This window comes from Arenibacter sp. F20364 (assembly GCF_023015905.1).
In the GTDB taxonomy this organism is placed as follows: Bacteria; Bacteroidota; Bacteroidia; order Flavobacteriales; family Flavobacteriaceae; genus Arenibacter.
In genome coordinates this window covers 126,351-152,326 of sequence record NZ_JALKBD010000003.1, presented here as the reverse complement: position 1 = coordinate 152,326, position 25,976 = coordinate 126,351, and the positions used below count along the sequence as shown (strand labels likewise).

17 protein-coding genes are annotated in these 25,976 nt (G+C 40.0%); 11 read left to right on the top strand and 6 right to left on the bottom strand.

Annotated features, from left to right (window positions below; genetic code table 11):
* Nucleotides 1–72: 72 nt before the first annotated feature.
* Nucleotides 73–1,113, bottom strand: coding sequence for a GntR family transcriptional regulator (locus tag MWU84_RS03315; protein WP_246898219.1), 1,041 nt, complete (start codon nucleotides 1,111–1,113; stop codon nucleotides 73–75).
* A 220-nt stretch (nucleotides 1,114–1,333) separates the two neighbouring features.
* Here MWU84_RS03315 and MWU84_RS03310 point away from each other — a divergent pair, with 220 nt between their 5' ends.
* From MWU84_RS03310 to MWU84_RS03290, 5 genes are all read left to right on the top strand, one after another.
* Nucleotides 1,334–3,439, top strand: a complete 2,106-nt coding sequence (locus MWU84_RS03310) for a bifunctional aldolase/short-chain dehydrogenase (protein WP_246898217.1) — start codon at nucleotides 1,334–1,336, stop codon at nucleotides 3,437–3,439.
* Between the two features lie 72 nt (nucleotides 3,440–3,511).
* Nucleotides 3,512–4,792, top strand: a complete 1,281-nt coding sequence (locus MWU84_RS03305) for a sugar isomerase (RefSeq protein ID WP_246898215.1) — start codon at nucleotides 3,512–3,514, stop codon at nucleotides 4,790–4,792.
* 10 nt (nucleotides 4,793–4,802) lie between these two features.
* Entirely contained in the window at nucleotides 4,803–6,176 is a 1,374-nt protein-coding gene (locus tag MWU84_RS03300) for an FGGY family carbohydrate kinase (protein WP_246898213.1), read from the top strand.
* Nucleotides 6,177–6,292: 116 nt separating this feature from the next.
* A complete protein-coding gene (locus MWU84_RS03295) occupies nucleotides 6,293–7,717 on the top strand; it encodes a hypothetical protein (protein WP_246898211.1) in 1,425 nt (474 codons plus the stop codon).
* Nucleotides 7,718–7,834: 117 nt separating this feature from the next.
* Complete coding sequence (locus tag MWU84_RS03290) at nucleotides 7,835–9,298, top strand: potassium/proton antiporter (protein ID WP_246898209.1); 1,464 nt, start codon at nucleotides 7,835–7,837, stop codon at nucleotides 9,296–9,298.
* A gap of 79 nt (nucleotides 9,299–9,377) precedes the next feature.
* On the opposite strand, the gene MWU84_RS03285 is transcribed toward MWU84_RS03290, so the two are convergent.
* From MWU84_RS03285 to nirB, 5 genes are all read right to left on the bottom strand, one after another.
* Nucleotides 9,378–9,752, bottom strand: a complete 375-nt coding sequence (locus tag MWU84_RS03285) for a hypothetical protein (RefSeq protein WP_246898207.1) — start codon at nucleotides 9,750–9,752, stop codon at nucleotides 9,378–9,380.
* Nucleotides 9,753–9,857: 105 nt separating this feature from the next.
* Nucleotides 9,858–11,705 (bottom strand): ATP-binding protein, encoded by a 1,848-nt coding sequence (locus tag MWU84_RS03280; RefSeq protein WP_246898205.1) that lies wholly within the window; start codon nucleotides 11,703–11,705, stop codon nucleotides 9,858–9,860.
* A 29-nt stretch (nucleotides 11,706–11,734) separates the two neighbouring features.
* Nucleotides 11,735–12,322, bottom strand: a complete 588-nt coding sequence (locus tag MWU84_RS03275) for a DUF4202 domain-containing protein (protein ID WP_246898203.1) — start codon at nucleotides 12,320–12,322, stop codon at nucleotides 11,735–11,737.
* Nucleotides 12,323–12,346: 24 nt separating this feature from the next.
* Entirely contained in the window at nucleotides 12,347–12,724 is a 378-nt protein-coding gene (gene nirD / locus MWU84_RS03270) for a nitrite reductase small subunit NirD (protein WP_246898200.1), read from the bottom strand.
* Nucleotides 12,725–12,812: 88 nt separating this feature from the next.
* The gene (gene nirB, locus MWU84_RS03265; RefSeq protein WP_246898198.1) at nucleotides 12,813–15,329 is read right to left on the bottom strand and encodes a nitrite reductase large subunit NirB; all 2,517 of its coding nucleotides are present in this window, start codon (nucleotides 15,327–15,329) and stop codon (nucleotides 12,813–12,815) included.
* 126 nt (nucleotides 15,330–15,455) lie between these two features.
* On the opposite strand from nirB, the gene cobA reads away from it, so the two are divergent.
* From cobA to MWU84_RS03235, 6 genes are all read left to right on the top strand, one after another.
* Nucleotides 15,456–16,223, top strand: coding sequence for a uroporphyrinogen-III C-methyltransferase (gene cobA / locus MWU84_RS03260; protein WP_246898196.1), 768 nt, complete (start codon nucleotides 15,456–15,458; stop codon nucleotides 16,221–16,223).
* A 206-nt stretch (nucleotides 16,224–16,429) separates the two neighbouring features.
* Nucleotides 16,430–17,848 carry an MFS transporter gene (locus MWU84_RS03255; RefSeq protein ID WP_246898192.1) on the top strand — a complete coding sequence of 473 codons (1,419 nt, stop codon included), beginning with the start codon at nucleotides 16,430–16,432 and terminating at the stop codon, nucleotides 17,846–17,848.
* A gap of 222 nt (nucleotides 17,849–18,070) precedes the next feature.
* Nucleotides 18,071–19,354: an alginate export family protein gene (locus tag MWU84_RS03250; protein WP_246898189.1), complete on the top strand. Its 1,284-nt coding sequence runs from the start codon at nucleotides 18,071–18,073 to the stop codon at nucleotides 19,352–19,354.
* Between the two features lie 224 nt (nucleotides 19,355–19,578).
* Nucleotides 19,579–20,250, top strand: coding sequence for a response regulator transcription factor (locus tag MWU84_RS03245; RefSeq protein ID WP_246898186.1), 672 nt, complete (start codon nucleotides 19,579–19,581; stop codon nucleotides 20,248–20,250).
* A 208-nt stretch (nucleotides 20,251–20,458) separates the two neighbouring features.
* The gene (locus tag MWU84_RS03240; protein WP_246898184.1) at nucleotides 20,459–23,992 is read left to right on the top strand and encodes a nitrate reductase; all 3,534 of its coding nucleotides are present in this window, start codon (nucleotides 20,459–20,461) and stop codon (nucleotides 23,990–23,992) included.
* Nucleotides 23,993–24,003: 11 nt separating this feature from the next.
* Nucleotides 24,004–25,440 (top strand): rubredoxin, encoded by a 1,437-nt coding sequence (locus tag MWU84_RS03235; protein ID WP_246898180.1) that lies wholly within the window; start codon nucleotides 24,004–24,006, stop codon nucleotides 25,438–25,440.
* The last annotated feature ends 536 nt before the right edge of the window (nucleotides 25,441–25,976 follow it).

Sequence of the window (25,976 nt, the reverse complement as noted above, 5' to 3'; positions counted from 1 at the left end):
AGTTGGCTCATTATATCTAGGTTTGGTCATCAATAAATGTGAGGATATGGGTAAGAAACTTGGTTGCGATTCCTAGATGGAATTCCGATCTATAAAATTAAAGGGATTTTTAACTTTACCCTTTTGTTTGTCCAGGATCATTCGCGCTGCCGTTTCGCCCATGGCCTTGAAGTCGGTCGAAATACAGGTAATGCCCAACAACTCTTTTAGCGGGGTATCGTTATAGGAAATTACCCCTATCTCCACGCCCAAAATAAACTCCTTTTCCCTGATTTGATTTACCAAATTCACCAAATCCGTTTCCTCTATGGTGATAAAAAGGTCCCCCTTCTTTAGGATAATATCGTCGTATACTTCATTGATAATCTCGAAGTCGATTCTGAATTCTACACAAAACTTACGAAACCCGTGCAAAATTCTTCTTGGGTAAGGATAAACTGAATTCTCCGGATACACCAAAATCAACTTCGCATACTTGGATATCTTTGACAAACCTTCTTTTAAGGCATTGTAGATATCATTCTCAAAATCTTGATAGATTTCAATGATATTACCTTCAATTTGAAGATTATTGTTGTCCATTACAATAAGTTTATCCTTAGGTATGCTATTTATTGCTTTGACCGCCTCTTCAGTATAACTGACATGCTTAAGATCATCAGTCTTAAAATGTGGCATAATGATGTAATAATCGTACGCCTGTATATTCTTCTCTATCATATTTAAGAACAATGAATTGTCACAATGGTAAATATGAAGGTCCGTATGGGAGTTGCCTCCTATAGAATTAATAAACGAATTGTAAATACGCATTTTATAGGCGCTTAGCTTATTAACAAGAAAAAGAATGTTGACTTTGGATATCAGTTTTGTTCTAGTAATATAATACCCCTTTCCACGTATAGAGGTAATAATTTTCCGCTCCTTCAAAATCTGATATGCTTTTTCAACAGTATCACGGGAAAGAATATATTCTTCGCTAAAACTATTTATGGAGGGGATTTTGTCGTCAATTTTCAAATTCCCATTGGAAATATTTGTGATAATGGAATCTACTATCTGTCTATACTTAGGAATCCGAGAATTATCGTCGATCTTTAAATACTTGTACATAATTGCTAATATTGGAATAATAAACTGAGATTACCACTTTTATTTCATCGCAGGCAACGTTAATTTCATTAAATTGACCTGTCATGACCTACCTAAGCCCCTACTTGCACAACAATAATAAATAAAATAAAAAAAATTGCTTTTTACAGTACAGTGCAGGATGGAAACACGAGGGCACTATTATACTTTAGCGAATATAAAAATTATCAAGCTATTAAAAATGAATCAATCGGTAAAGAATTTCAAATATGTTAATTATCTCTGGGAGGAGAATAAGGCCAATCAATTAGGGGACGATCAGGTAGAGCTGTTTTTATATAGGTCCAATATCCTGGGAGCGGATCTACGTATTACCAATTACGGAGGAGGAAATACTAGTTGCAAGACCATGGAAAAGGATCCACTGACCAATGAAGAGGTAGAGGTAATGTGGATCAAGGGTTCCGGGGGCGATATTGGTACATTGAACAAGGCTGGAATAGCAGGTCTTTACACCGAAAGATTAAGAAATTTGAAAAACGTCTATGGCGGTCTTGCTGATGAGGACCGAATGGTAGGCCTTTTCGAACACTGTATCTACGACTTGGATAGTAAGGCACCCTCCATTGACACCCCTTTGCACGGCCTACTTCCTTTTAAACATATTGACCATTTGCATCCTGATGCCCTAATAGCGGTTGCCGCGGCCAAGGATAGCGAAAAGGTTACCAAAGAAATTTGGGGTGATACCATGGGTTGGGTGCCATGGCAAAGACCGGGCTTTGACCTAGGCCTGCAATTGGAAAAATGTCTGAACGATAATCCTGGAATAAGGGGAATAGTTTTGGGGAGCCACGGACTTTTTACCTGGGGCGATACTTCCTATGAATGTTATATCAATAGCTTGGAAGTGATTGAAACGGCCTCGGAGTATATTGCAAAAAAAATTGAAGAAAAAGGAAGCGTTTTTGGTGGGCAAAAATTGGATAGTCTGCCCCAAGCGGAACGCGTTGAAAAAGCCTCTCAATTAATGCCTCTGCTAAGAGGGCTTTGTTCTTCCGAGAATAGAATGATCGGTCATTTTACTGATAGTGAAGTGGTCATGGAATATATCAACAGTAATGATTTGGCACGTTTGGCCCCAATGGGTACCTCTTGTCCAGATCATTTTCTAAGAACAAAGATCCAGCCTTTGGTTCTGGAGCTGGATAAGAATGAGGATATCACCAATAATGAGGCCGTACTGAGCAAATTGAAACCTGCCTTTGAGGCTTACAGAAACGAATACAAAAAATATTACGATACCTGTAAACGGGATAATAGTCCTGCAATGCGCGACCCTAATCCTGTAATTATTATCTACCCTGGGGTAGGAATGTTCAGTTTTGCCAAAAACAAACAGACCACTAGGGTAGCAAGTGAATTTTATATCAATGCCATTAACGTAATGAGGGGTGCGGAGGCCATTACCGAATATACCTCTTTGCCAAGACAGGAAGCCTTTGATATTGAATATTGGTTGCTAGAAGAGGCCAAATTGCAACGTATGCCGAAAGAACAGCCCTTATCCCGAAAAGTAGCTTTGGTTACCGGAGCAGGTGGCGGTATAGGTAAGGCAATTGCCGACAAATTGGCTGTGGAAGGTGCCAATGTGGTATTGACCGATATTGCCGAGGATCGGTTAATAGAAGCCGTAGGCACTTACAAATCGGATACGGCTAGTTATGCTGTTTGTGATGTCACCAAAAGCGCATCTATTGCCGAGGCCTATAAAAAAGCTTGTCTTGAGTTCGGTGGAGTGGATATAGTGGTACACAGTGCCGGTTTGGCAATTTCCAAACCCCTGGGAGAGACCACGGAAAAGGATTGGGACATATTGCAGGAAGTTTTGGTGAAAGGACAATTTGAACTGGCCAAGCAAGTAGTGGCGATTATGCGCCAACAAGGTCTGGGAGGGGACTTTATAAGTATAGCTAGTAAGAACGGTCTAGTTTCAGGCCCAAACAATGTAGGATATGGAACGGCAAAGGCCGCGCAGCAACATATGGCCCGTTTATTGGCCGCCGAATTGGGCGGGGACAAGATCCGTGTGAACACAGTAAACCCCGACGGAGTGATAGTCGGCAGTAAGATTTGGGAAGGTGAATGGGCAGAAGGTAGGGCCAAGGCCTACGGAATTACCGTAGATGAACTGCCAGCACATTACGCCAAAAGAAATCTCTTAAACGAAATCATATATCCCGAAGATATTGCTAATGGTGTATATGCCTTAGTGGCTGTATTGGATAAATCAACAGGTAACATTATCAATGTAGATGGCGGAATGGCCAATGCCTTTGTAAGATAGATAGTTAATTTAGTTGTTCAGGACCTGTCGGACCAATAATGTCCGGCAGGTCTATTGCTAATAGGAAATACAATGAGAATAGATAAAGATATAATAAAAGAAAACGATCGGAAAGATTTAAAATCGCAACAGGAAAAATTGGATTTCTTATCGAATAACTTGTTGAAAGATGGTCATGATGTAGTCGAAATCATCAATAAGTTGGCCCAGTTTCAAGTAGCTGTTCCAAGCTGGGCATTGGGCGCGGGAGGAACCAGATTTGGTAGATTTTCTTTTCATGGAGAACCCGGGAGTTTGGAACAAAAAATAGATGACGTAGGTATATTACACGCACTCACCCAAACTGCAGGAGCCATTTCGCTACATATTCCTTGGGACGTACCGAAAGATTACGAAGCAATTAAACAGTTGGCGGCTTCCCATGATATCATTTTCGACGCGGTAAACTCTAACACTTTTCAAGATCAAAAAAATGCCAAGGAAAGCTATAGGTTCGGATCGCTGAGCAATAGGACCAAGACCATTAGGGAACAGGCTATACAACACAATATTGACGTTATTAATATTGGCAACAAATTGGGATCTAAAAGTCTAACGGTATGGCTGGCCGATGGTGCCAATTTCCCAGGGCAGAACAATTTTCAAAACGCTCTGCAAAACACTCAGGATAGTCTGAAGGATATTTATAAGGCTTTGCCGGAGGATTGGAAGCTGTTTATTGAATACAAGCCTTATGAACCCAATTTTTACAGTACTGTTATTCAAGATTGGGGCACTTCTTTTATGTTGGCCAACGAATGTGGGGAAAAAGCATACACCTTGGTAGATCTGGGACATCATTTGCCCAATAGCAATATTGAACAGATCGTTGCCACCTTGATGATGAAGGGCAAACTGGGAGGCTTTCATTTTAATGACAGCAAGTATGGCGACGATGATATAACAGTTGGCAGCATTAAACCTTATGCCCTCTTTTTGATTTTTAACGAATTGGTCTACGGGATGAACAATAATCCCCAAAATCCATATCCCGCTTGGATGATCGATGCCAGTCATAATATTAAAGACCCATTGGAGGATTTGATCCAATCTTTGGAAGCCATCCAAGAAGCATATGCCAAGGCGCTTTTGATAGACCAGGACCAATTAAGGTTGGCACAAATAGAAAACGATGTAGTTCGCTGTCAAGAGATACTTCAGAATGCCTATCGCACGGATGTGCGACCTTTATTGCAAGAAGCAAGGCGTAACAGAGGAGGAGCAATTTCCCCCATTAACGCCTATCGATCACTTAGGGTAAGGGAAACATTGATAAAGGAAAGAGGTAAACATTCTGTAGCATCCGGATTATAACTGTACCAAAATGAAAAAAAAGGTCACAGCCGTATTTGACATTGGAAGAACCAATAAAAAATTCTTTCTATTTGACACGGATTTTCAAGAGGTGTATCGGGAGTATAATCGGTTCGAGGAAATTACGGATGAGGACGGCTATCCTACGGAAAATTTGGAAGCTCTGGTTGCATGGGCCAAAGAAGTGTTCGATAGAATGATGGATTCATCCGAATTTGAGATAATAGCCTTAAACTTTTCATGTTACGGAGCAAGTTTGGTCCACATTGACGAAAATGGGAAAGTACTTACTCCCCTTTACAATTATATGAAGCCATTAAAGGCTGAAGTGTATGATACATTCTATGACAAATATGGTCCTGAAAATGAACTTTCCAGATCAACAGGGTCCCAGAAAGTGGGTATGTTGAATACTGGCATGCATCTATACTGGTTAAAATATGCAAGGCCAGAGGTATATGATAAGATAAAATATTCACTACACCTGCCCCAATACCTTAGCTATTTGTTTACCGGTGTTCCTGTAAACGAATATACAAGCATAGGCTGCCATACCATGCTTTGGGATTATGAAAAGAAGGACTATCATGCTTGGGTGTATCAAGAGAAAATAAATGAAAAATTGCCCCCTATTGCTTCAACCCGGGTTACAATCCCCATAAATTACAAGGGCAAAATCATTCAAATGGGGGCCGGTATCCACGATAGTTCATCAGCTCTTCTACCCTATATCCGAAGTATTGGCAAGCCGTTTTTGTTGGTTTCTACCGGGACCTGGAGTATCTCCATAAATCCATTCAATAAGGGAATGTTGACCATGGACGATATTTATAACGGTTGTCTTTTTAACATGCGAATAGATGGCAGTCCTGTAAAAGTCTCAACACTTTTTCTAGGCAACGAATACAAACTTCAAGTTAAGGCACTTTCCGCCCTTTATAACGTCCCGGAGGACTACCACAGGACCGTAAAATTTAATCAGGATACCTTTATTGAAATCAATAAGGACTTTGTGCACATGTATAAATGGACTAGTATTACATCCGAAAACATGCCTAAAAAGACCAATATTGAATATGATAAATTTGAGTATGCCTATCATCAGCTGATGTTGGAACTGGTGCTGTTACAAGTTAAAAGTATAAGATCGGCGATTGGCGATGAAAAAATCGGGAGACTTTATGTTGATGGAGGCTTTAGTGATAACGAAGTTTATATTCAATTACTCTCACAATATTTAATGGATATGAAACTGAGCACCACGGATTCCTCTTTGGGGTCAGCTTTGGGAGCAGCTATTGTTATTTCGGATGTTACCTTGGAGCCCAAGTTCCTGAAAAAAAATTATTCTTTAAAAAAACATGAACCAATTTCAATACAATAATTAGTGGCAATTAACCTAATAAACAATTATCAACTAGCTTAGTTGCAAACCTTAAGTACCTTAGGAGGTATTGAATATATAAACGGACACTAAAACCATAATAATAACCAACCACCATGACACAATACCATATTGAAGAGGAAATAATCCAAGAAATAGCAGGAGGGGAATTTGAAAGGGAGCCCGTACCGCAATCCAAATTAAAAGGATGGAAGAGCTTTTTGGGCATGTACGCGGGGGAACACGCAGCAGGAACAGAGTTTGTAATAGGGCCTTTGTTCTTGACAGCAGGTGTAAGTGCTTTTGATTTGATCATTGGCTTGTTGCTTGGAAATTTCTTGGCCGTGTTAAGTTGGCGTTTTCTAACCGCTGAGATTGCCGTTAAAAATAGGTTGACCCTTTATTATCAGATGGAGAAGATCTGCGGAAAAAAATTAGTGACGGGATACAATCTTGCAAACGGCATACTATTTTGTTTCTTGGCCGGGGCTATGATAACGGTATCGGCAACCGCCGTAGGTATACCTTTTAATATGGAAATGCCCAAACTAACCGATACCACCCCTAATGGACCAACTTGGATAATCATTGTAATTCTAATTGGAGCTGTTATATCGTTAATTGCATCCAAAGGCTACGACACTGTATCCAAAGCTGCCAATTGGATGTCCCCGGTCATTGTCTTGGCCTTTCTGGCCTGTGGTATTGTAGCACTAAATCAATTGGGAGTTAAAAACTTCTCGGAATTCTGGGCTATCTGGGGCGAAGGTTCAGAACCCTTTCCTGGACAGATCAAGTATACTTTTTGGCATGTCGTTATCTGGTCATGGTTTGCCAATGCCGCCATGCACATCGGTATGTCCGATCTCTCGGTTTTCCGTTTTGCCAAAAACCCAAGTTCTGGTTGGACCACAGCAGCTGGGATGTATGTAGGCCACTACATGGCTTGGATAGCTGCTGCCTTGCTATACGCTGTTTATCTACGATCACCAGAGGCGCAGACCCTCCTTGACAATGGAGAGGCGCCAACAGTAGCACCCGGACCTTTAGCCAACAATGCCATAGGTGTTTTTGGAATTATTGCTGTTGTACTGGCAGGATGGACTACCGCAAACCCCACCATTTATAGGGCCGGACTCGCTTTTCAGGCCATTATGCCCAAGGTATCCACCTTTTGGGTAACTATAATTGCAGGATCCGTGGCTACAATTGCCGGACTTTTTCCTGCATTTGCAATGAAATTACTGGGCTTTGTGGCACTCTACGGTTTTATTTTAGCTCCCTTCGGCGCTATCATCGTATTTGAGCATTTTTTCCATAAACAGGCGGGAATTGTCAAAAATTACGCCGAAGTAGCAAATATAAAATACAATAAGGCGGTATTTTTGGCATGGGCTATAAGCTTTGGGCTATTCTATTTTATATCAGTTCAGTTCAATGTGTTTCTATCATTTGTAACCCTTCCGGCGTGGCTATTGTGTGGTGCACTTTTTTTGATTTTCAGTAGATTAATTTACGGTGTAGGAGCCAAATCTATCTAACGGGGCAAAAGCATCCAGTTTGGATTGTTCTATTAAAATTTAAACATTGGTGTATTTTAATTAAGATCGTAGATAAGAACTCCTATTTTTGTGGAAACCTGTTTTAATTCCACCTAAATGAATATAACCACTGAAAATATACTTCTAGTAGGTTCTATACTACTATTTATAAGTATAGTTGTCGGAAAGACATCCTATAAATTTGGAGTTCCTACCTTATTATTGTTCTTGGGGATTGGAATGCTGGCCGGCTCCGATGGCATTGGGGGAATCCGATTCGATGACCCTAAAATTGCACAATTCATTGGCATCGTATCCCTTAACTTTATATTGTTCTCAGGAGGACTGGATACCAATTGGGGCACTGTTAAGCCTATTTTGAAGGAAGGGCTTGTACTGTCGACATTGGGAGTATTATTCACCGCCCTTTCATTGGGGACCTTTGTCTGGCTAATTACCGATTTTACCATATACGAGAGTATGCTACTGGGGTCAATTGTGTCCTCCACGGATGCCGCTGCCGTATTTTCTATTTTGCGATCCAAAAGCATGGCTTTAAAAACTAACCTTAGACCTACACTGGAATTGGAAAGCGGTAGTAATGATCCAATGGCCTATGTTCTAACCCTTGCATTCTTGACTTTGGTGATTCATCAAGACCAGAGTGTTTTTTCTATGATACCATTGTTTTTACAGCAGATGATCTTGGGTGGAGCAGCAGGTTTCGGTTTTGGCAAACTGAGTAAATATATAATCAATGGCCTTAAGCTCGACTTTGAGGGTCTCTACCCGGTTTTAGTAATAGCCTTGATGTTCGTTACATTTTCTGCAACCAACTTTGTTGGCGGAAATGGTTTTCTTGCCATTTATATTTGCGCCGTTTATCTGGGCAATCAAGATTTGATACATAAGAAGACAATTCTAAAAATGTTCGATGGTCTGGCCTGGTTAATGCAAATAGTGCTGTTCCTTACCCTGGGCCTTTTGGTATTCCCGTCTCAAATTATTCCATACATCGGAATAGGTCTGCTTATTTCGTTATTCCTCATTTTGATTGCCCGTCCTATCAGTGTTTTTCTCAGTCTGATTTTTTTCAAAATGAGAATGAAAAGGCGTTTTTACATATCATGGGTGGGTTTGCGTGGAGCGGTGCCCATCGTATTTGCCACCTATCCACTCTTGGCCGGAATAGACAAAGCCCACATGATATTCAATATAGTTTTCTTCATATCGGTGACTTCTATTTTAATTCAAGGAACCACACTCTCTATCGTAGCTAAATGGTTGGACGTTGCCATACCTGAAAAAGCAAAGAAGCTAACACCTACGGATCTATTGTTTTCTGAAGATCCAAAGACGATTATGAGGGAAATAGCCGTAGGTTCGGACTGTTATGCAGCCAACAAAAAGATTGTTGAATTGGGCTTTCCAAAAAATGCGATAATTGCCATGATCAAAAGGGGGAATAAATTTATTACCCCTAGTGGATCTACTAAGATAGAGAGTGAGGATACACTAATTGTTTTAGCGGATCAACAAAAAATAATAGACGAAGTTTATAAAGTGCTTCAGATAGAATAAAAAAGAAATTTATACCATTCATTCAATGCGCCGTTTCAATAAGTTACATTTTGTTATATTTCAACAGACATTAATGGACTCACTTCCGTTTAACAAGCAAAGGATTGGGATAATTATCGGATTGATCTTCAATAGTTTCATCCAAACAGACAAAATCCTTTTCCAAAAGTAGAAATAGTTCCTTGCCATTTTCCATGACAATGGTATGTTGAAATCCTACACGATCACTATTTGCCCAGATCAATTTATCCTTTTCGGGCAGGTACATAGTTATAGTGTCGTTCTTAAAATCGGCTTCCAAGTGGGGAATTTTTCCCTTGCTCTTCAAGACATATTTAAAGATTTGGTCCCTAAATTCTGTCTTCTCTTCATAAAATCCAACTCTACTAAAGGTTTCTACCTCCATCTTGGTAAGTCTAAAGCGAATAGAGTTCCCTTTGATCCTGATTTTCATAGTAAAATTTAATTAAGATAATTACTTTTTGTCATAGAACACCTTACTTAATGAAATCTATAATAAAAAACTTCAATTCCAATAAACTTCGGAACAGGATATAAATTAGGTATCCTTTGAAATCAATTCTTTCCTATCCGTTTTGTAGTTAATGGTGACCCTGGTGCCCTTTCCTGGGATGGAATTGATAAATAGGCGACCGTTGATATAGTTCATCCTTTCCTTCATAAAGAAAAGACCCATACCTCCTTCACTGTTATTTTTGGGTACCTTTCCCAATATGGAATCGTCAAAGCCTTTCCCGTCATCGTCAATAACAACACTTAAAATATTGTCATTAAAATTAAGGGTAACCAGAATATAGTTGGCATCGGCGTATTTTATGGCATTGTTCACTGCTTCTTGTACCACCCTATAAATATTGGTCTCTGCCAAAGAATTAAAGCGAATGTTCTCCTCGGTTTTGTTTTCGAAGAGTATATTTTTACCGGTAAGCTTGGAGAGTTCATGGGTCATTTTATGTAGCGCGGGAAATATTCCGTGATCACTTAACTCTGGAGGGGTAAGGTTAAAAGTAGCGGTACGTACTCCTTTGATCAAATCACTGGCAAGACTTTTAATATATTCTATTTTCTCGGCCGTTTTTTCCTTATTGGTTAAATTAATAGATTCTATATTAAATTTCAGGGCCGTTAACATTTGTCCAATTCCATCATGGATATCTTTAGCTATTCGTTTACGCTCCTCTTCCTGACCTTCAACAATCTGGCTGGCCTGCAACTGCTTTTGCCTCATGGTCTTTTCATAATTCTCTTTGGTTAACTGGGCAACTTTTAGTTGGGTCTGTTTACGTTCGGTAATATCGGAGCACAATATTAGTATTGACTGCTGGGCGCTGGATTGGTGCATGGGAATAATGGACATATCCAACCAGAGCGACTCCCCTTTGGGAGTCTTTATATTTATTTCCTCCGTCCTGATATTTTTTCTATTGCTTTTTAATACCTCCATGAGGTATTGTTGCTGTCCCTCATCCGTAGTCAACATTTCGTACAACGGCCTATTTATATCCTGATCGGTACGTCCCAAAAGTTCATTGAACTTTTTACTGATAAAAACAACATTACCATCTTGCTTGGCGCTTGCGAAAAGGGCGGCGTTGTCTATCACAAAATTAAGTTCCTGTAACTCCTGTAACGATTTTTCCTTTTCCTGGAATAGCTTTTTAATCTCCTTGGTACTTTCTTCCGATTTCTTTTGGGCGACTATCAAATTCTTGATCGTATTTCTAATCTGAACGGAAAGGGGTTTAAAAATGAAAACTATCTCCAGCAGCAGAATCAGAAGGGAAATAGCCAATAATAGATATTCTTTAAACTTTAAATCCTGTAAATGTGTTTTACTTAGCTCATCATATTTATTAACGATGATATCCATCATATTCAAGAAGTTACGTTCATTCTCCAAGAGGATATTAACCTGTAATTGGTTTGGAATTGAAGTACCGGTTGCCTCAAAATCCGTTAAAATATCCTCAACGGCACCTACCATGGCATTATAGTGGGGGTTTATATTTTGAAAAAGAACTTTTATCTCCTCGTTCTCTCCTTTTGAAATACCCATGGACACATCACCAAATTGCAGGGCTTGATGGGAATCTTTCCAAATGGACAAGGTTTCCCTCAATTCTGTGATTATTTGATTTTGCTGTTCAGTATTGGACAATTCCTTCAATAGCAATACTTCCTTGGTCAATTTTTGACTATAGGCCCTTTGTCTACCTGCAACGTTGATTACTTTAGAATCATTTAATTGGGAATTTAAATGGTGTTGTATCAATATTTGGGCAACGATAATGCTCAAAGCGATAGTAGCCAAGGCAAACAAATACCACTTCCTTATTCTTAGGAAAGTACTTGTGTCCAATGGTGCAAGGTATTTATCGTCTTTCATTCCCAAATAGTATTGATAAAAATTAGCCCTTATCCCTTAAGTGCTCTGCCTATCAAGTCTAGGGAATCCTTGGACAAGGGTAGCTTTAATGCAGCTTGATGCCCTTTATCGGACATTTTTCGCCATGTTTTTTGAAGGATTTCAATTAATTTTTCCTCGGGATATTTATGCGAAAATGGCTCGAAATAGAACTCCAGAAAGACAAGGCATATAACATCTTCCAAGGTCTGTGTCTCCGAATTTTTTTTAAGTTGCTTCTTTTCCAATAAAAAAGCTACCTTATTTATCATTTCTTGATCATAACCCACTTCCCTAAGGATGGCACCCGCCTTCTGAGCATGAAACTTTTTTAGGTCCTGTCGCCATTTTAAATAGCCGGTTCTGTTCATTTCATAGGATTCCCTAGGAATTTCCCACCTTTGAATATGCTGACATCTAGCGGTAAGTTGTAGCGATTCCGGTGCTTCCGGAGCATACCTATTTAACTTCTCGGTCATTCTGATGGCGTACAGTAACTCCTTTGGATATTCCTGACCCTGCCACATCTCCTTATTCGGATCATTTTCATTTGCCTTGTCAAATAAGTGAAAGGCATTTTTTAGTTTTTCTGAGGCCATGTTCGATATTGGTTTTTTCCAAAGCTATTCAGAAAAACCAATATAAACAAAGTCGTTCTCTATTTTAACCGGATATGTTGCTATGCTATTCAAATCCCCATTTAGATGCTTGCCCGTTTTTAATGAAAAGGAATTTTTATGCAGGGGACAGGCTACTTTGGGCTCGCCTTGGTCTTCCCCTATCATTCCCCTGGACAACACCATTTCCATCTTATGGGGACATAAATTTTGGCATGCATACCATGTCCCTTCCCTTGTAAAATTAAAAACTGCAATTTGTTTATCCTTGTATTTTACACAAGCACCACCATTTTCTGGAAATTTTTCTACAGGGGCCGCCTTAAACCAAAGACTCACTTTTTCTGGCTCCACTGCTTCGTAAGTGTTTAAAATTGAAATCATTTCTAGTTATTTTAGAGAGGTTACAACTGTGTTGTACCTGCTGTTCAACATTGTACTTTACTTGGGGACCTATTGTCCCTGACCACTACTAAGCCCACGCTTTCGGCATTTTCTGCTCTCTTAAGGAAACAAATTCGATAGTGTCATCGGCTTCTTCGGCATTTACAAAATGAGTGTACCTTGCCCTTATTTCAGGATTTTCAACGGCCTCTTTCCATTCGCACTTGTAAGTATCCACCAAATGTTGCATTTCCATATCCAATTCTTCCGCAATACCGAGACAATCGTTGATAACCACATCTTTCACATAATCTATACCACCTTCCAGTTTATCCAACCAGGCAGCTGTACGGGTTAGGGGAGGAGCGGTCTGTATATAGTACATTAAGAATCGGTCCACATATTTTGTGGCAGTTACCTTGTCTACCTTTTCGACAAGCAATTGTGCATGTTGTGGATTGGCTCCACCATTGCCACATATATATACGTTCCATCCACCTTCAACAGCGATAAAACCGAAATCTTTATTCCTGGCCTCTGCACATTCCCTAATACATCCGGAAACACCTCCCTTAATTTTATGAGGGGAGCGTATGCCCTTGTAACGGTTCTCGATATCTATGGCAAATGTCACACTTTCATCCATCCCATATCGGCACCAGGTAGAACCTACACAACTTTTAACGGTACGTAGTGATTTGCCGTAGGCCTGACCGGTTTCAAAACCTTCTGCTATCAATTCTTCCCATATAAGGGGTAATTCGTGTAATTGTGCGCCGAACATGTCTATACGCTGCCCGCCCGTAATTTTGGTATACAAATCATATTTTTGAGCTATTCTACCAATGGCCAACAGTTGTTTTGGGGTAATTTCTCCGGCTGCCACCCTTGGAACAACAGAATAGGTTCCATTTCTTTGAATATTGGCCAAATATCGATCATTAGTATCCTGAATAGTTGCTTGCCTATTGGCAGTTTCATTATAAATACTGGCAAATATTGAGGCAACTGCAGGTTTACAAACTTCACATCCATGTCCTTTCCCAACCCCGTCCAACAAGGAATCGTAATCTTCAATTTTCCTCAGTTTAACAATATCATACAGTTCTTGTCTAGAATATTCAAAATGCTCGCAAATGGATTCCTTTACCACTTTACCCAAGGATTTAAGGGTTTCCTTGACTAGATCGACTACCATTGGTTTACACCCGCCACAACCTGTAGTAGCCTTGGTAGCTTTGGAAATGGCCTTTACACTTTCGTTACCATCATCTTTTACCGAGCAACATATTTGACCTTTGGTCACAGCTTCACAGGAACATACCACGGCCGTATCCGGAAGATCCATGGCACTGCCAAATGACACATCCTCACCACCTCGACTTCCTAGAATAAGGTTTTCTGGATTTTTGGGCAGAGGCATTTCATTCAGATACATCTGCAAGAGCATGTTGTAATCTTTGGCATCACCTACCAGGATCCCCCCTAAAAGTTTTTTACCGTCATGACTTACATTGATTCTCTTATAAAGGCTTTCTGTTTTGTTTTCAAAAATAATGGAGTGACCTTTTTCTGCTGGCATAAATGGCGTCCCAAAACTGGCTACGTCCACACCGATCAATTTAAGTTTGGTGGACATATCTATTTCTGCTGCCATAAGGGTTTCTTCATTACCTAGAATTTGATCTACTGCAACACCTGCCATCTCGTATCCCGGAGCAACCAGACCATAGATCATTTGGTTATAAAGGGCTATTTCCCCAATAGCAAAAATACTGGGGTCTGAAGTTCTCATTTTATTATCCACCACTATACCACCTCTGGTACCCATTTTAAGGCCGCAACTTTTTCCCAATTCGTCCCTAGGTCTTATTCCTGCTGAAATCACCAACATATCTACATTAAGTAAGTCATCTTCCCCAAACTCCATTCCTATGACATGGCCATTGCCTAGAATTTGATTGGTTGCTTTGCTCAAATGAATATTGATTCCCATAGACTCCAGTTTTACTTGAAGTACCTTACTACTCCTGGTATCCAATTGTCTTGGCATTAATTTAGGAGCAAATTCAATCACATGGGGCTCCAATCCCATGTCCATTACGGCCTTGGCCGCTTCTAGACCCAATAATCCACCTCCTAATATGGCCGCCTTCGGTTTGGCAACGGTTTGTTTTATCTTTTCGGCATAAGCAAGGGTATCTTCCAAATCCTCTATGGTCCTATATACGAACACACCATCCTTATCCACTCCATTTATTTGTGGAACAAAAGGACTCGAGCCTGTTGCCAAAACCAGGTAATCATAATTAAAGGTCTTATCGCTTAGCGTTGTTATTGTTTTTGAATTTCTGTGAATATCCGTTACCCTCTCATTGGTATAAAGTTCAATGTTATTTTCCTGGTACCATTCTCTAGGAGCCATGGATAAACGCTCCGCATCACCATTTTCAAAATACTCGCTTAAATGTACCCTATCATAGGCCACTCTTGGTTCTTCTCCGAAAACAATTAGCTTAAAGGAGTCTTGGTCAACTTTGGAAACAAATTTCTCACAGAATTTGTATCCAACCATTCCATTTCCAACTACAATTACGGTCTTCATACGTATACTATTAAATGTTACGTAGCAATATTACGTATAATTACGTAATATTTATATGTTTTTATGAAAATAAATACGTAGGTTTGTTGCGAAATTCTTAATTGCACATCTAAAAAAGTAGAAATCATGAGTATATCCAAAGACCCAAAAGTTAGTTTAGTAGGTGCTGGTCCGGGAAGTAGCGACCTTATTACCATTAGAGGATACAGAACATTGGAAGATGCCGATGTAATCTTATATGATGCTCTTATAAGTACGGATTTACTTCAGGAACTAAATCCGGATATTCCCAAAATCTATGTAGGGAAAAGATGTGGAGAGCATTCCCTAACCCAAGAGGAGATTAATAAATTAATAGTAGAAAAAGCCTTTATCCACGGACATGTTGTGCGATTAAAGGGAGGCGATCCTTTTGTATTCGGTAGAGCCAGTGAAGAATTGGAATACGTGGAATCATTCGGTATACCTGTAACAGTGGTGCCAGGGGTAACCAGTGCCATAGCCGTTCCTGCCAGCCAGGGAATTCCGGTAACCAGACGGGGAATAAGCAGCAGCTTTTGGGTGATGACAGCCACAAAACGCGATGGCTCCTTTTCCGAAGATCTGGAGCTTGCTGCCAAGTCATCTGCTACCATGATCATATTAATGGGAGTACGTAGATTTTTGGAAATAGCTGATAAAATTGCTGAGAATAGAAATGGACTAACCCCTTTTGCCGTTATTCAAAATGGAACTGTTGAGAACGAAACCTGTTTAACTGGACTTCTAAAAGATGCAGGCTCCCTTGTTGACCAAATCGATATTGCACAACCTGGAATAATAGTTGTTGGGGAAGTAGTAGCCGAACATCCATCCTTTTTTGAAGAGGAAATCCAACGTGCACTCTACTATTAGGTATCAAACTAAAACCTCACATTTACAATATGGCAACAGGACTAACTAATTAATTACAATTTCACAATCGCAAGCTTAATATTTTCCCACCTTCATAAAAACACTACTTATTTTCAGTATTACGTAAAAATAATAAGTAATAATACGTAGAAATACGTATTTTTGAATTGTTAAACGAAATAACTAATCCTATAAACAATTCAGTTATGAAAGAATTTGTCTCTGCTAAAGCTACGAAATTAGAACTTTTAAACTTGAGGAGTATACCAATACGTACGTTTTGGATTACCTCAATAGCCTTTTTCATTTGTTTTTTTGCATGGTTCGGTATCGTTCCTTTTATGCCCGATGTTGTTAAAGACTTGGGATTGACCCCAACGCAAAAGTGGAATTCCATTATTTTGGCTGTTTCGGGAACCGTATTTGCCCGTTTGTTAATTGGAAAATTATGTGATAAATATGGTCCTAGATTATGCTATACCTATTTATTGATTCTAGGTTCCATCCCTGTTATACTTCTAGGTTTTGTACAAACGCCGCTACAATTTCTAATTTGTAGGTTATTTATTGGTTTTATTGGCGCTTCTTTCGTAATAACCCAATTCCATACTTCTATAATGTTCGCTCCCAATATAGTAGGTACGGCAAATGCTACGTCTGCAGGCTGGGGAAATCTAGGTGGAGGGGCCAACCGTTTGGGAATGCCATTGATCGCAGCAGGAGTTGTTAGTTTTGGAATTGCGGATGAAGTTGCCTGGAGATATTCTATGGTAATTGCCGGGGTTATTTGCTTCTCAATGGGACTTATATATTACTTCTTTACCAGGGATACGCCTGAAGGCAATTTTAAAGAATTGAAGCTGGCAGGTAAAATGCCTAATTTAAAGAAAGATGAAGTATCCTTCTTGAGCACATTAAAGGATTACAGGGTCTGGATCTTGTTTCTAGTTTACGCGGCTTGTTTTGGAATAGAATTAACAGTGTATGGTACCATGGACGATTATCTTCAGAATAGATTTGGCCTGGATCGTTCTACGGCAGGAAATTTGGTATTGTCGTTTGCCCTTATGAATATTTTTGCCCGGACATTAGGGGGCTATTTCGGCGATCTATTCGGCAAATTACGAGGATTACGTGGTAGGGTAATTTTTCTTGCCTTGATTTTGGCTACGGAGGGCCTAATGCTTTCCATCTTTTCAGTGACCACCAGTCTGGTATTTGGCATGATATTTTTGATAGCTTTTAGTCTTACCGTACAAATGGCAGAAGGCGCCACTTTCTCAGTTGTGCCCTTTATTAACAAGAAGGCAATAGGATCTATTTCCGGAATTGTTGGGGCAGGAGGAAACGTTGGAGCCTTTTTGGCCGCCATGTTATTAAAATCCAAATCGGCCGTGGCCGAAAGTGCTGCCATAGCCGCCAACAGCGAATTGGGCGAGCAGGCTGTAAAGGCTGCCCAGACTACCGCTGCCGCTTCTGCAGTATCCAGCGGATTTTTTGTAATAGGAGGATTTATAGTATTAGCAGCCCTTCTATCCCTAGCTATTAAGTTTGCTACGGCCGATGAAATGGCTGTTATTGAAGAAACTAAGGCAGAGCTTATATTATCAGGAGTCGATAAATAAATGGGAATTATCTGCTGTGCCCATTGTGGCACTTTAACCCGAAAAACCACTGAAATTTAAAACAGAATACGGAATGGATATTTGCGATTATTTCATTCCGTAATTCTGATCAAAATACGACACAGGAAACAATAATTCTTTACAGGAACCTGGACGATTAATGGCAATTTTATTCTTATGTTTACTGGTTCTACTCCTAAACTAATAAATACCTATCTACAGATGAAACCAATATATATTTTATTTACCCTAATATCCCTTTATGGATCAATTGCCAGAGCACAGTTTACTTTGGATGGAGAATTTAGACCTCGAACCGAATTACGTCACGGTTTTGGCAGTATAATTGCCGATGATGCAGATGCCGGTTTTGGGGTTTCAACCCGTATGCGATTAAATGCTGGCTATGTCATTGATGCGTATACCTTTTACCTAAGCCTTCAAGACGTCATGGTATGGGGCGAAAACAGACAGCTTCTACCAGATGATGAGAATAATTCCTTCGCCGTTTTCGAGGCCTGGGCAGATATAAATTTGGGAAGTAATTTTTCCGCCAAATTGGGAAGACAGACCTTGGACTACGACGATCAGCGAATAATGGGCAGTGTTGGCTGGACACAACAGGGACGTAATCACGATGCCGCAATTTTAAAATACGCCATAGGGAGTTTTCAGTTGGATCTTGGCTTGGCATTTAGTCAAGACTATGATAACCCAAGTGGCTTTCAATCGGTTGGGAATGCCTATAACACTACTGGGTTCTTCTCCTATAAAACAATGCAATACCTATACCTAAAACAAGGTTGGAAAAATCTTAACGGAAGTCTTTTGATGTTGAACAATGGCTTCCAGAATTTTGAAGTTGATGGCACAACGCCTGACGGTATAAGCAATTTACAGACCCTAGGCACACATTTAGATTATAAAAAGGGAAGTTTCGGGGCTGCTTTGAACGCTTTTATTCAAACTGGGGAAAGACAAGGTGCAGTTGATGTAGGTGGCGCCTATTTGTTGGGACTTGATTTTAAATACAAGGCCTCCGCCAAAGTTGCCCTAGGGGCGGGATTGGAAATGATAAGTGGCAACGATACCAGTACTGGGGATAAAATGGAAGCCTTTTTCCCCCTTTACGGCACCAATCATAAATTCAATGGATTTATGGATTATTTCTACGTAGGAAATCATGCCAATTCAGTTGGATTGTTCGATGTTCATGTGAGTGCCAATTTCAAACTTGGGGAGAAATCTAGCTTAATGGTCAAGGCACTTAACTTTAGTGGAGAACAAGAATTGCCCAGTGGGGAAAAATCGTTGGGGACAGAATTGGATCTTGTTTTTTCGCAGGCATTCAACGGTTATTCCCTACAACTGGGTTATTCCCAAATGTTTGCCAATGATGGCATGTATGAATTAAAGGGTATCACTGAGGATGCTGCCGCCAGTAGCCAAAACTGGGCATGGGCCATGTTGGTCATCAAACCCAAATTTTTGAATACTTCCAAATAGACCAATGATCATCAAAGCCCCGAAATTGTCGGGGTTTTTGATTTAATACCCACCACTGTAAATCTTCATTAAAAGACTCTTAACCAAAATGCGGCTCCATAACAAACCATATGTAAAATGCCTTTGTGATTGAGGTTTACATTCAAAATTGCAACATCTATTTTCACCGTATGAATACTTAGTTTTAATTTTATCCTATATTTGTTTGTAAAGAACAGATTATTGTGGATAAAACGACGCGTATTGTATTGGCCGATGACCATTCCCTGGTAAGGGATGGTATTAGGGCATTATTGGAAGAAGATGCCAATTATGAAGTCATTGGGGAGGTCTCCAATGGTAAGGAGGCCGTTCAAATGGTATTGGATAAAAAACCCGATCTCTTGATCATCGATATCCGAATGCCCGAAATGAATGGTATAGAAGCAGTAGAGGAACTCAAAAAACATTCTTCAACCACCAAATCTATTATACTTTCCATGCACGATTCTGAGGAGTATATCCTAAAATCCGTTAACGCAGGAGCCAGTGGTTATTTATTGAAGGATACCGGAAAAACCGAGTTTCTTAAGGCCATTTCCACAGTTGAACAAGGTGGTAAATATTTCAGTGGTGATATTTCCAATGTTTTGGTAAACAATCTGTTGAATCAGGGACAGACAAAACAGGAAAGCAAGCTTCCCTCAAAAAACGGAAATAACTCCTTTGGGATCACCAGTAAGGAATTACAAATTTTGGAACTTGTCCTTTCCGGGCTTACCAACAAGCAAATTTCTGAAAAACTTCAAAAAAGCAAACGTACCATTGAAACCCATCGCTTTAATTTAATGCGAAAAATGGGCGTAAATAATCTTATGGATCTTGCCAAAAAAGCTCAGGAGTATAAACTGGTCTAATCTACCTAAATAGCTATTTTTTATTGACTTACAGTATAATTAAGTCGTTCTAGGCATATATATATTCTGTAATATCCAATGAAAAAGCAATTTTATTGTCTTTTCGTCAATATTCTGCCCAACTATTATCAATAAATTACTACGTATTTATACTTAATTTGGTAATTTTAGATCATATTTAATTGGTTTCTTTTAATACAAGGATTTTATGCAGAAAAAGAACGAACATAAAACTATTTGCTCCTACTGTGGCGTTGGGTGTGGCATTGTGGTGGAACAAGACTCTAAGGGCAATATTAGTGTTGAAGGAGATCAAGTTTATCCCGTTAACAAAGGTATGTTATGTTCCAAAGGGAAGAATCTTAATTACGTGGCCCAGGATGTTAGTGACCGGATCTTATATCCGGAAATGAGATGGAGCAGAAATCACCCTTTACAAAGAGTTTCTTGGGATACGGCATTTGACAGGGCAGCAGCCGTATTTAAAAGCATTATAGAAAAACATGGTCCGGATAGTGTTGGCTTTTATGTTTCCGGTCAGTGTCTTACCGAAGAGTATTATTTGGTTAATAAATTGACCAAAGGCTTTATTGGCACCAATAATATAGATACCAATTCCAGGCTCTGCATGAGTTCTGCCGTTGTGGGTTATAAAAAAATGTTGGGCGAGGATTCTGTGCCCATTTCTTATGAAGATATAGAGCTTTCGGATTGCTTTCTCATCGCAGGGGCAAATCCAGCCTGGTGTCATCCCATCCTATTCAGACGAATAGAAAATCACAAGGAGAACAATCCGGACGTAAAAATAATAGTGGTAGACCCTAGGAAAACACAGACCTGTGCCGCGGCGGATCTTCATTTACAAATTTTACCGGGAACGGATGTAATTCTTTTCAATGCCATAGCCCGCTGGTTGATTGAAAAGAAAAAAATAGACAGAAACTTCATTAAAAAGCATACCGTAAATTTCGATGCGGTTAAAGAGAGCGCCTTTCAACTTTCGATGAAAAAGGCTGCCGAACTTTGTGGAATTCCTGTAGAGGACATCAAGAAGGCGGCCATGTATATAGGCAACGCCAATGCTTTTATAAGTATGTGGACTATGGGGCTCAACCAAAGTGTCATTGGTGTTTCCAAAAACGTGGCATTAATGAATCTGTCACTGCTCACCGGGCAGATCGGAAAACCTGGGGCAGGACCATTTTCGCTTACCGGGCAGCCCAACGCCATGGGTGGAAGGGAAGTAGGGGGTATGGCCAGCTTACTCGCAGCCCATAGGGAGTTGGGCAATCCCAAACACCGCAAGCAAGTGTCGGATTTTTGGGGTGGAAAAGAAATAAAATCCGAGCCCGGCTATACCGCCACTGAGATGTTCGACGCTCTGGAAAGTGGAAAAATGAAGGCCGTATGGATAATCTGCACCAATCCCGTCGTGAGCATGCCCAATGTACACAAAGCTGAAAAGGCACTAAAAAATGCCAATTTTGTGGTAGTTCAGGATATTTCGCACAATTCGGAGACGACCAAGTTTGCCGACCTGCTCTTACCGGCCGCAGGCTGGTTGGAAAAGGAAGGGACTATGACCAATTCCGAAAGACGGATAAGTTATCTTCCCAAAGTCATCGATGCGCCAGGAGAGGCTTTACCGGACGCAGAAATTTTATGGAAGTTCGCCCAAAAAATGGGGTATCATGGATTTGACTATAAGAATGCAAGTGAAGTATACGATGAACATTGCCTTTTAACAAAGGGCACCGAAATAGATATATCCGGCCTGTCCCATGATCGATTGAAGACAGAGGGTAGCTTCCAATGGCCAGTACCCCACACTACACACAAGGGTACCCCCAGGTTGTTTACGGATCATCAATTCTTTACCAACGATAAAAAATCGCACTTCAATGCCCCTACAGCACTTTACAACAAGTCCGAAACAACAACCCCCGAATATCCATTGATTCTCAATACCGGGAGGGTGAGGGACCAATGGCATACCCGCACAAAAACCGGAAAGGTAAAACGTCTGCTTACCCATATTCCGGATCCCTATTTGGAAATGAACAAAGTGGATGCCTATTTGCGAAAATTAAAGGATGGAGATATAGCCGTGATAAAAAGTAGGAGAGGAACGGTCCGGGTTAAAGTGAAGGTGAATTTTGATATACGCGAGAAAGTAGTCTTCCTTCCAATGCATTGGGGCAAGGTGCTCAATAACGACTTTGGAAGGGCCAATAATTTGACCAATGATCTGGTAGATCCCGTGTCCAAAGAACCTGATTTTAAATATTGTGCCGTGGAAGTGGCAAAATATGTAAAGCCGAAACAGAAGATTCTAATTATCGGTGCAGGAGCTGCTGCCTATAGATTTATCCAGACCTATAGGGAGAAGAATGAAACAGATGAACTTCACGTTTTTTCCAAGGAAAAGGATCCCTTCTATAATAGGGTATTACTCCCAGAATATGTTAGCGAGGAGCTTTCTTGGGAAGCATTGGAAAAATTAAAAAAAGGGGAACTTGAGAAATTAAATGTTACCCTACATTCTGGCCTAGGGGTAACCCAAATTGATAGGAAAAATAAAACGGTCATGGACGACAATGGTTTTGAACATGCCTATGATATCCTAATAATGGCCACTGGTAGTAGGGCCTTTGTTCCTAGTGAGGTGCAAATAAACATGCCGGGCCGTTTTACGATGAGAGAACGAGGGGATGCCGATAAATTACGTAAATATTTAGGGGCCACCGGCCTTCCTGCCGAGGAACAACATGTGGTTATTGTTGGAGGAGGACTTTTGGGGCTGGAGCTGGCAGCGGCGCTTAAGAACAGAAATGTCAATATCAGTATTATTCAACGTGCCCCAAGGTTAATGGAAAGACAGTTGGATAGGATTGCAAGTCGACTATTGGCAGAGGATGTCAATGATAGGGGAATCAAGGTTTATTTTGATAATGAGGTAAGTACTGTATTCGAGGAAAGGGATGACACGAATACGCTTTCGATTACCTTAAAAACCGGTAGGACTTTAAAGTGCAACGCCATAGTCTATGCTATTGGTACCCGTCCCAATATTGAATTGGGTAAACATTCCGAACTCAAGACCGGCAGAGGAGTGGTAGTTAATGAATATTTGCAAACTAGTGATCCCAATATTTTTGCCCTTGGGGAGATTGCGGAATTTAGAAATGCCCTTTTTGGAATTACTTCTGCAGCCGAACAACAGGCAGATACAGCCGCAAAATACATCTTGGGCGATTTTAGCAGTATCTACAATGGATCTATCCTTATGAACATATTAAAGTTTGAAAACTTGGACCTCTGTAGTCTGGGAATGGTGAATGCTCCCGTAGACGACAATAGTTATGAAGAGATTATCCTAATGGACGTCAGCAAGAAATATTATAAAAAATGCATCGTAAAAGATGACACCCTAAAAGGGGCCATCTTAATGGGGGATAAAAACGAGTTTGCCGAATTTAAAAGACTTATAGAAGAGGAAATTGAACTATCTGAGAAGCGGAACGAATTGTTAAGGGGGCAATCAAATTCTGTGCCCTTGAAAGGAAAATTGGTTTGTTCTTGCAGTCAAGTAGGGGAGGGCAATCTTATTGAAACCATTAATGGAGGGTGTGAAGAATTCTCCAAACTGTGTTCGGAGACTGGTGCAGGACTTGGCTGTGGAAGTTGCAAACCGGAAATACAGGATATTTTGCGCAAACAGTTACAAACAGTTACCACATAAAAAATAGTGTTATGAATGATGATTTACACCGAATATTGATCAAGGGAGGAGTTACTTCTCCCGGGGAATTAAAGGATATCATTGCCATGTTGGAAGCAGGGGGGCTGAAAGAAGTATTTTTTGGATCGCGGCAAGATTTGTTGTTCCCTTTGCAAAATGCCAAGGAGGAACAATTGGAACAAATATCAAAATTCAACACCGATATTGTTAGCGATAGAAGTTACCAAAATATAGTAACTTCCTATGTGTCAGCAGATATTTTTGATATGACCAACTGGCTCAAGGGATCCACTTATTTATACATTTTGGAGGGTTTTGATTATCTGCCCAAATTAAAGATCAACATCACCGACCCCAAGCAACGTTTGGTTCCTATTTTTAATGGCAACCTTAACTTTATTGCTTCGGATAGTGAGGATTATTGGTACCTGAACATTAAACTTCCGCACTGGAGCAAATCCGTATACTACCCTGTGCTTATTTACAGTTGGGACATAAACACTGTAGCCAAGGCCATTGAGGATATTTACAAGGACATCGCGGACATTGATGAACTATTTTTTATACTTAATAAAAAATTGGATGCCAATAACAGAACAATAGAACGGGAGCTGGTGGTTCCCTACATTAAATTTCCTTATTATGAAGGAATGAACAGAATGGGGCTGGATCAATACTGGCTAGGACTTTATTGGCGAAACAATAGATATGATCTTGATTTTCTTAAAAAATTATGTAGCTTTTGTTTGGACAACAGCATAGGGAAAATATGCATCACGCCATGGAAATCGTTTATTATCAAAGGTATTAAAAGCTCCAGCAGGCCAGAACTGGAACGTTTTTTGGGACAAAAGGGTATTAACATTAGACATTCACAATTGGAAATGAACTGGCATCTACCTGTGGATGATATGGAGGCATTGGAGCTGAAAAAATTCTTGGTGTTGAGTTTTGACCAAAACGACATCAGTACTTATGGATTAACCTTTGGAATCAGTAATGAATCGGGGAAACGAACCCATTTCTCATCTGTTATCATTGAAAAGAACACCCAACCCACTATAGTGAAAGGCTTTGCAGTAAGGCCCACATACAATGTTTTACACTTTAAAAATTTTGACCCCAATACTCAGGAATACCAAGCGTATGCCCAAGACGTGGACAAGATAGAGCTACCGGGTCTGTTAATGGAACTTAGTAAAAATTATTTCGATCAACTGGGGCGGGCTGTGCCCAAAAAGGAAGCTCCGAAGAATACGAATGTGGACATATTAAAGGAAGTGTATCAATGTAGTTCCTGTTTCACCGTTTATGATGAGACCTATGGTGATGCCAAATCGCAGGTCGCCGTTGGAACTCCATTTGCAGACCTCAGTGGGGATTATTGCTGTCCTGTTTGTGCCGCTCCCAAATCGGGATTCGAAAAAATGAAACTACAAATATTATGATACATCGAAAGTCTTGAAGTATCAGTCATTCCCATTAGTTATTCATGACCTAAATTAAGAAGAAGAACAATCAGTTTTAAATTGATGTACTATTCATTTTTAGCATCGTCAAAACGCGCAAATGCCAGTTTATAACAAACTCCCTTATTTCCTGTTTTGAAACACCTCACATACAAAACAAAAATATCCCAGGCTTGGCAATCAAAATACTCTATTTTGAACTCAATAATTTTTGACAAAAACAAGCCCGTTCAAGCAAAATATGTGGCCAATCAGCCGATTCTTTGTCGCTAATTGAAGGAATTTAAATCAGCCTTTTTGCAATTGGATTTCAGGGCTAATTTTTCACATAGCTGATCGACGGGAATTGCGTTTCACCACAGTTAAATGCAGTTTCACAACAAAACCGTTATTAAGGGCTCTAATACCTATTAATAACCGCAATATATCCCAGCACAACCTCGTTATAGGGTCTTTCCTACAAAGTGGATAAATGAAGTATTATTTCACTTCGATTATAAAATAAAGGGGCAAAA

Coding starts and splice junctions, on each gene's coding strand:
- MWU84_RS03315 (WP_246898219.1), bottom strand. CDS start 1,113: ATGTACAAGTATTTAAAGATCGACGATAATTCTCGGATTCCTAAGTAT.
- MWU84_RS03310 (WP_246898217.1), top strand. CDS start 1,334: ATGAATCAATCGGTAAAGAATTTCAAATATGTTAATTATCTCTGGGAG.
- MWU84_RS03305 (WP_246898215.1), top strand. CDS start 3,512: ATGAGAATAGATAAAGATATAATAAAAGAAAACGATCGGAAAGATTTA.
- MWU84_RS03300 (WP_246898213.1), top strand. CDS start 4,803: ATGAAAAAAAAGGTCACAGCCGTATTTGACATTGGAAGAACCAATAAA.
- MWU84_RS03295 (WP_246898211.1), top strand. CDS start 6,293: ATGACACAATACCATATTGAAGAGGAAATAATCCAAGAAATAGCAGGA.
- MWU84_RS03290 (WP_246898209.1), top strand. CDS start 7,835: ATGAATATAACCACTGAAAATATACTTCTAGTAGGTTCTATACTACTA.
- MWU84_RS03285 (WP_246898207.1), bottom strand. CDS start 9,752: ATGAAAATCAGGATCAAAGGGAACTCTATTCGCTTTAGACTTACCAAG.
- MWU84_RS03280 (WP_246898205.1), bottom strand. CDS start 11,705: ATGAAAGACGATAAATACCTTGCACCATTGGACACAAGTACTTTCCTA.
- MWU84_RS03275 (WP_246898203.1), bottom strand. CDS start 12,322: ATGGCCTCAGAAAAACTAAAAAATGCCTTTCACTTATTTGACAAGGCA.
- nirD (WP_246898200.1), bottom strand. CDS start 12,724: ATGATTTCAATTTTAAACACTTACGAAGCAGTGGAGCCAGAAAAAGTG.
- nirB (WP_246898198.1), bottom strand. CDS start 15,329: ATGAAGACCGTAATTGTAGTTGGAAATGGAATGGTTGGATACAAATTC.
- cobA (WP_246898196.1), top strand. CDS start 15,456: ATGAGTATATCCAAAGACCCAAAAGTTAGTTTAGTAGGTGCTGGTCCG.
- MWU84_RS03255 (WP_246898192.1), top strand. CDS start 16,430: ATGAAAGAATTTGTCTCTGCTAAAGCTACGAAATTAGAACTTTTAAAC.
- MWU84_RS03250 (WP_246898189.1), top strand. CDS start 18,071: ATGAAACCAATATATATTTTATTTACCCTAATATCCCTTTATGGATCA.
- MWU84_RS03240 (WP_246898184.1), top strand. CDS start 20,459: ATGCAGAAAAAGAACGAACATAAAACTATTTGCTCCTACTGTGGCGTT.
- MWU84_RS03235 (WP_246898180.1), top strand. CDS start 24,004: ATGAATGATGATTTACACCGAATATTGATCAAGGGAGGAGTTACTTCT.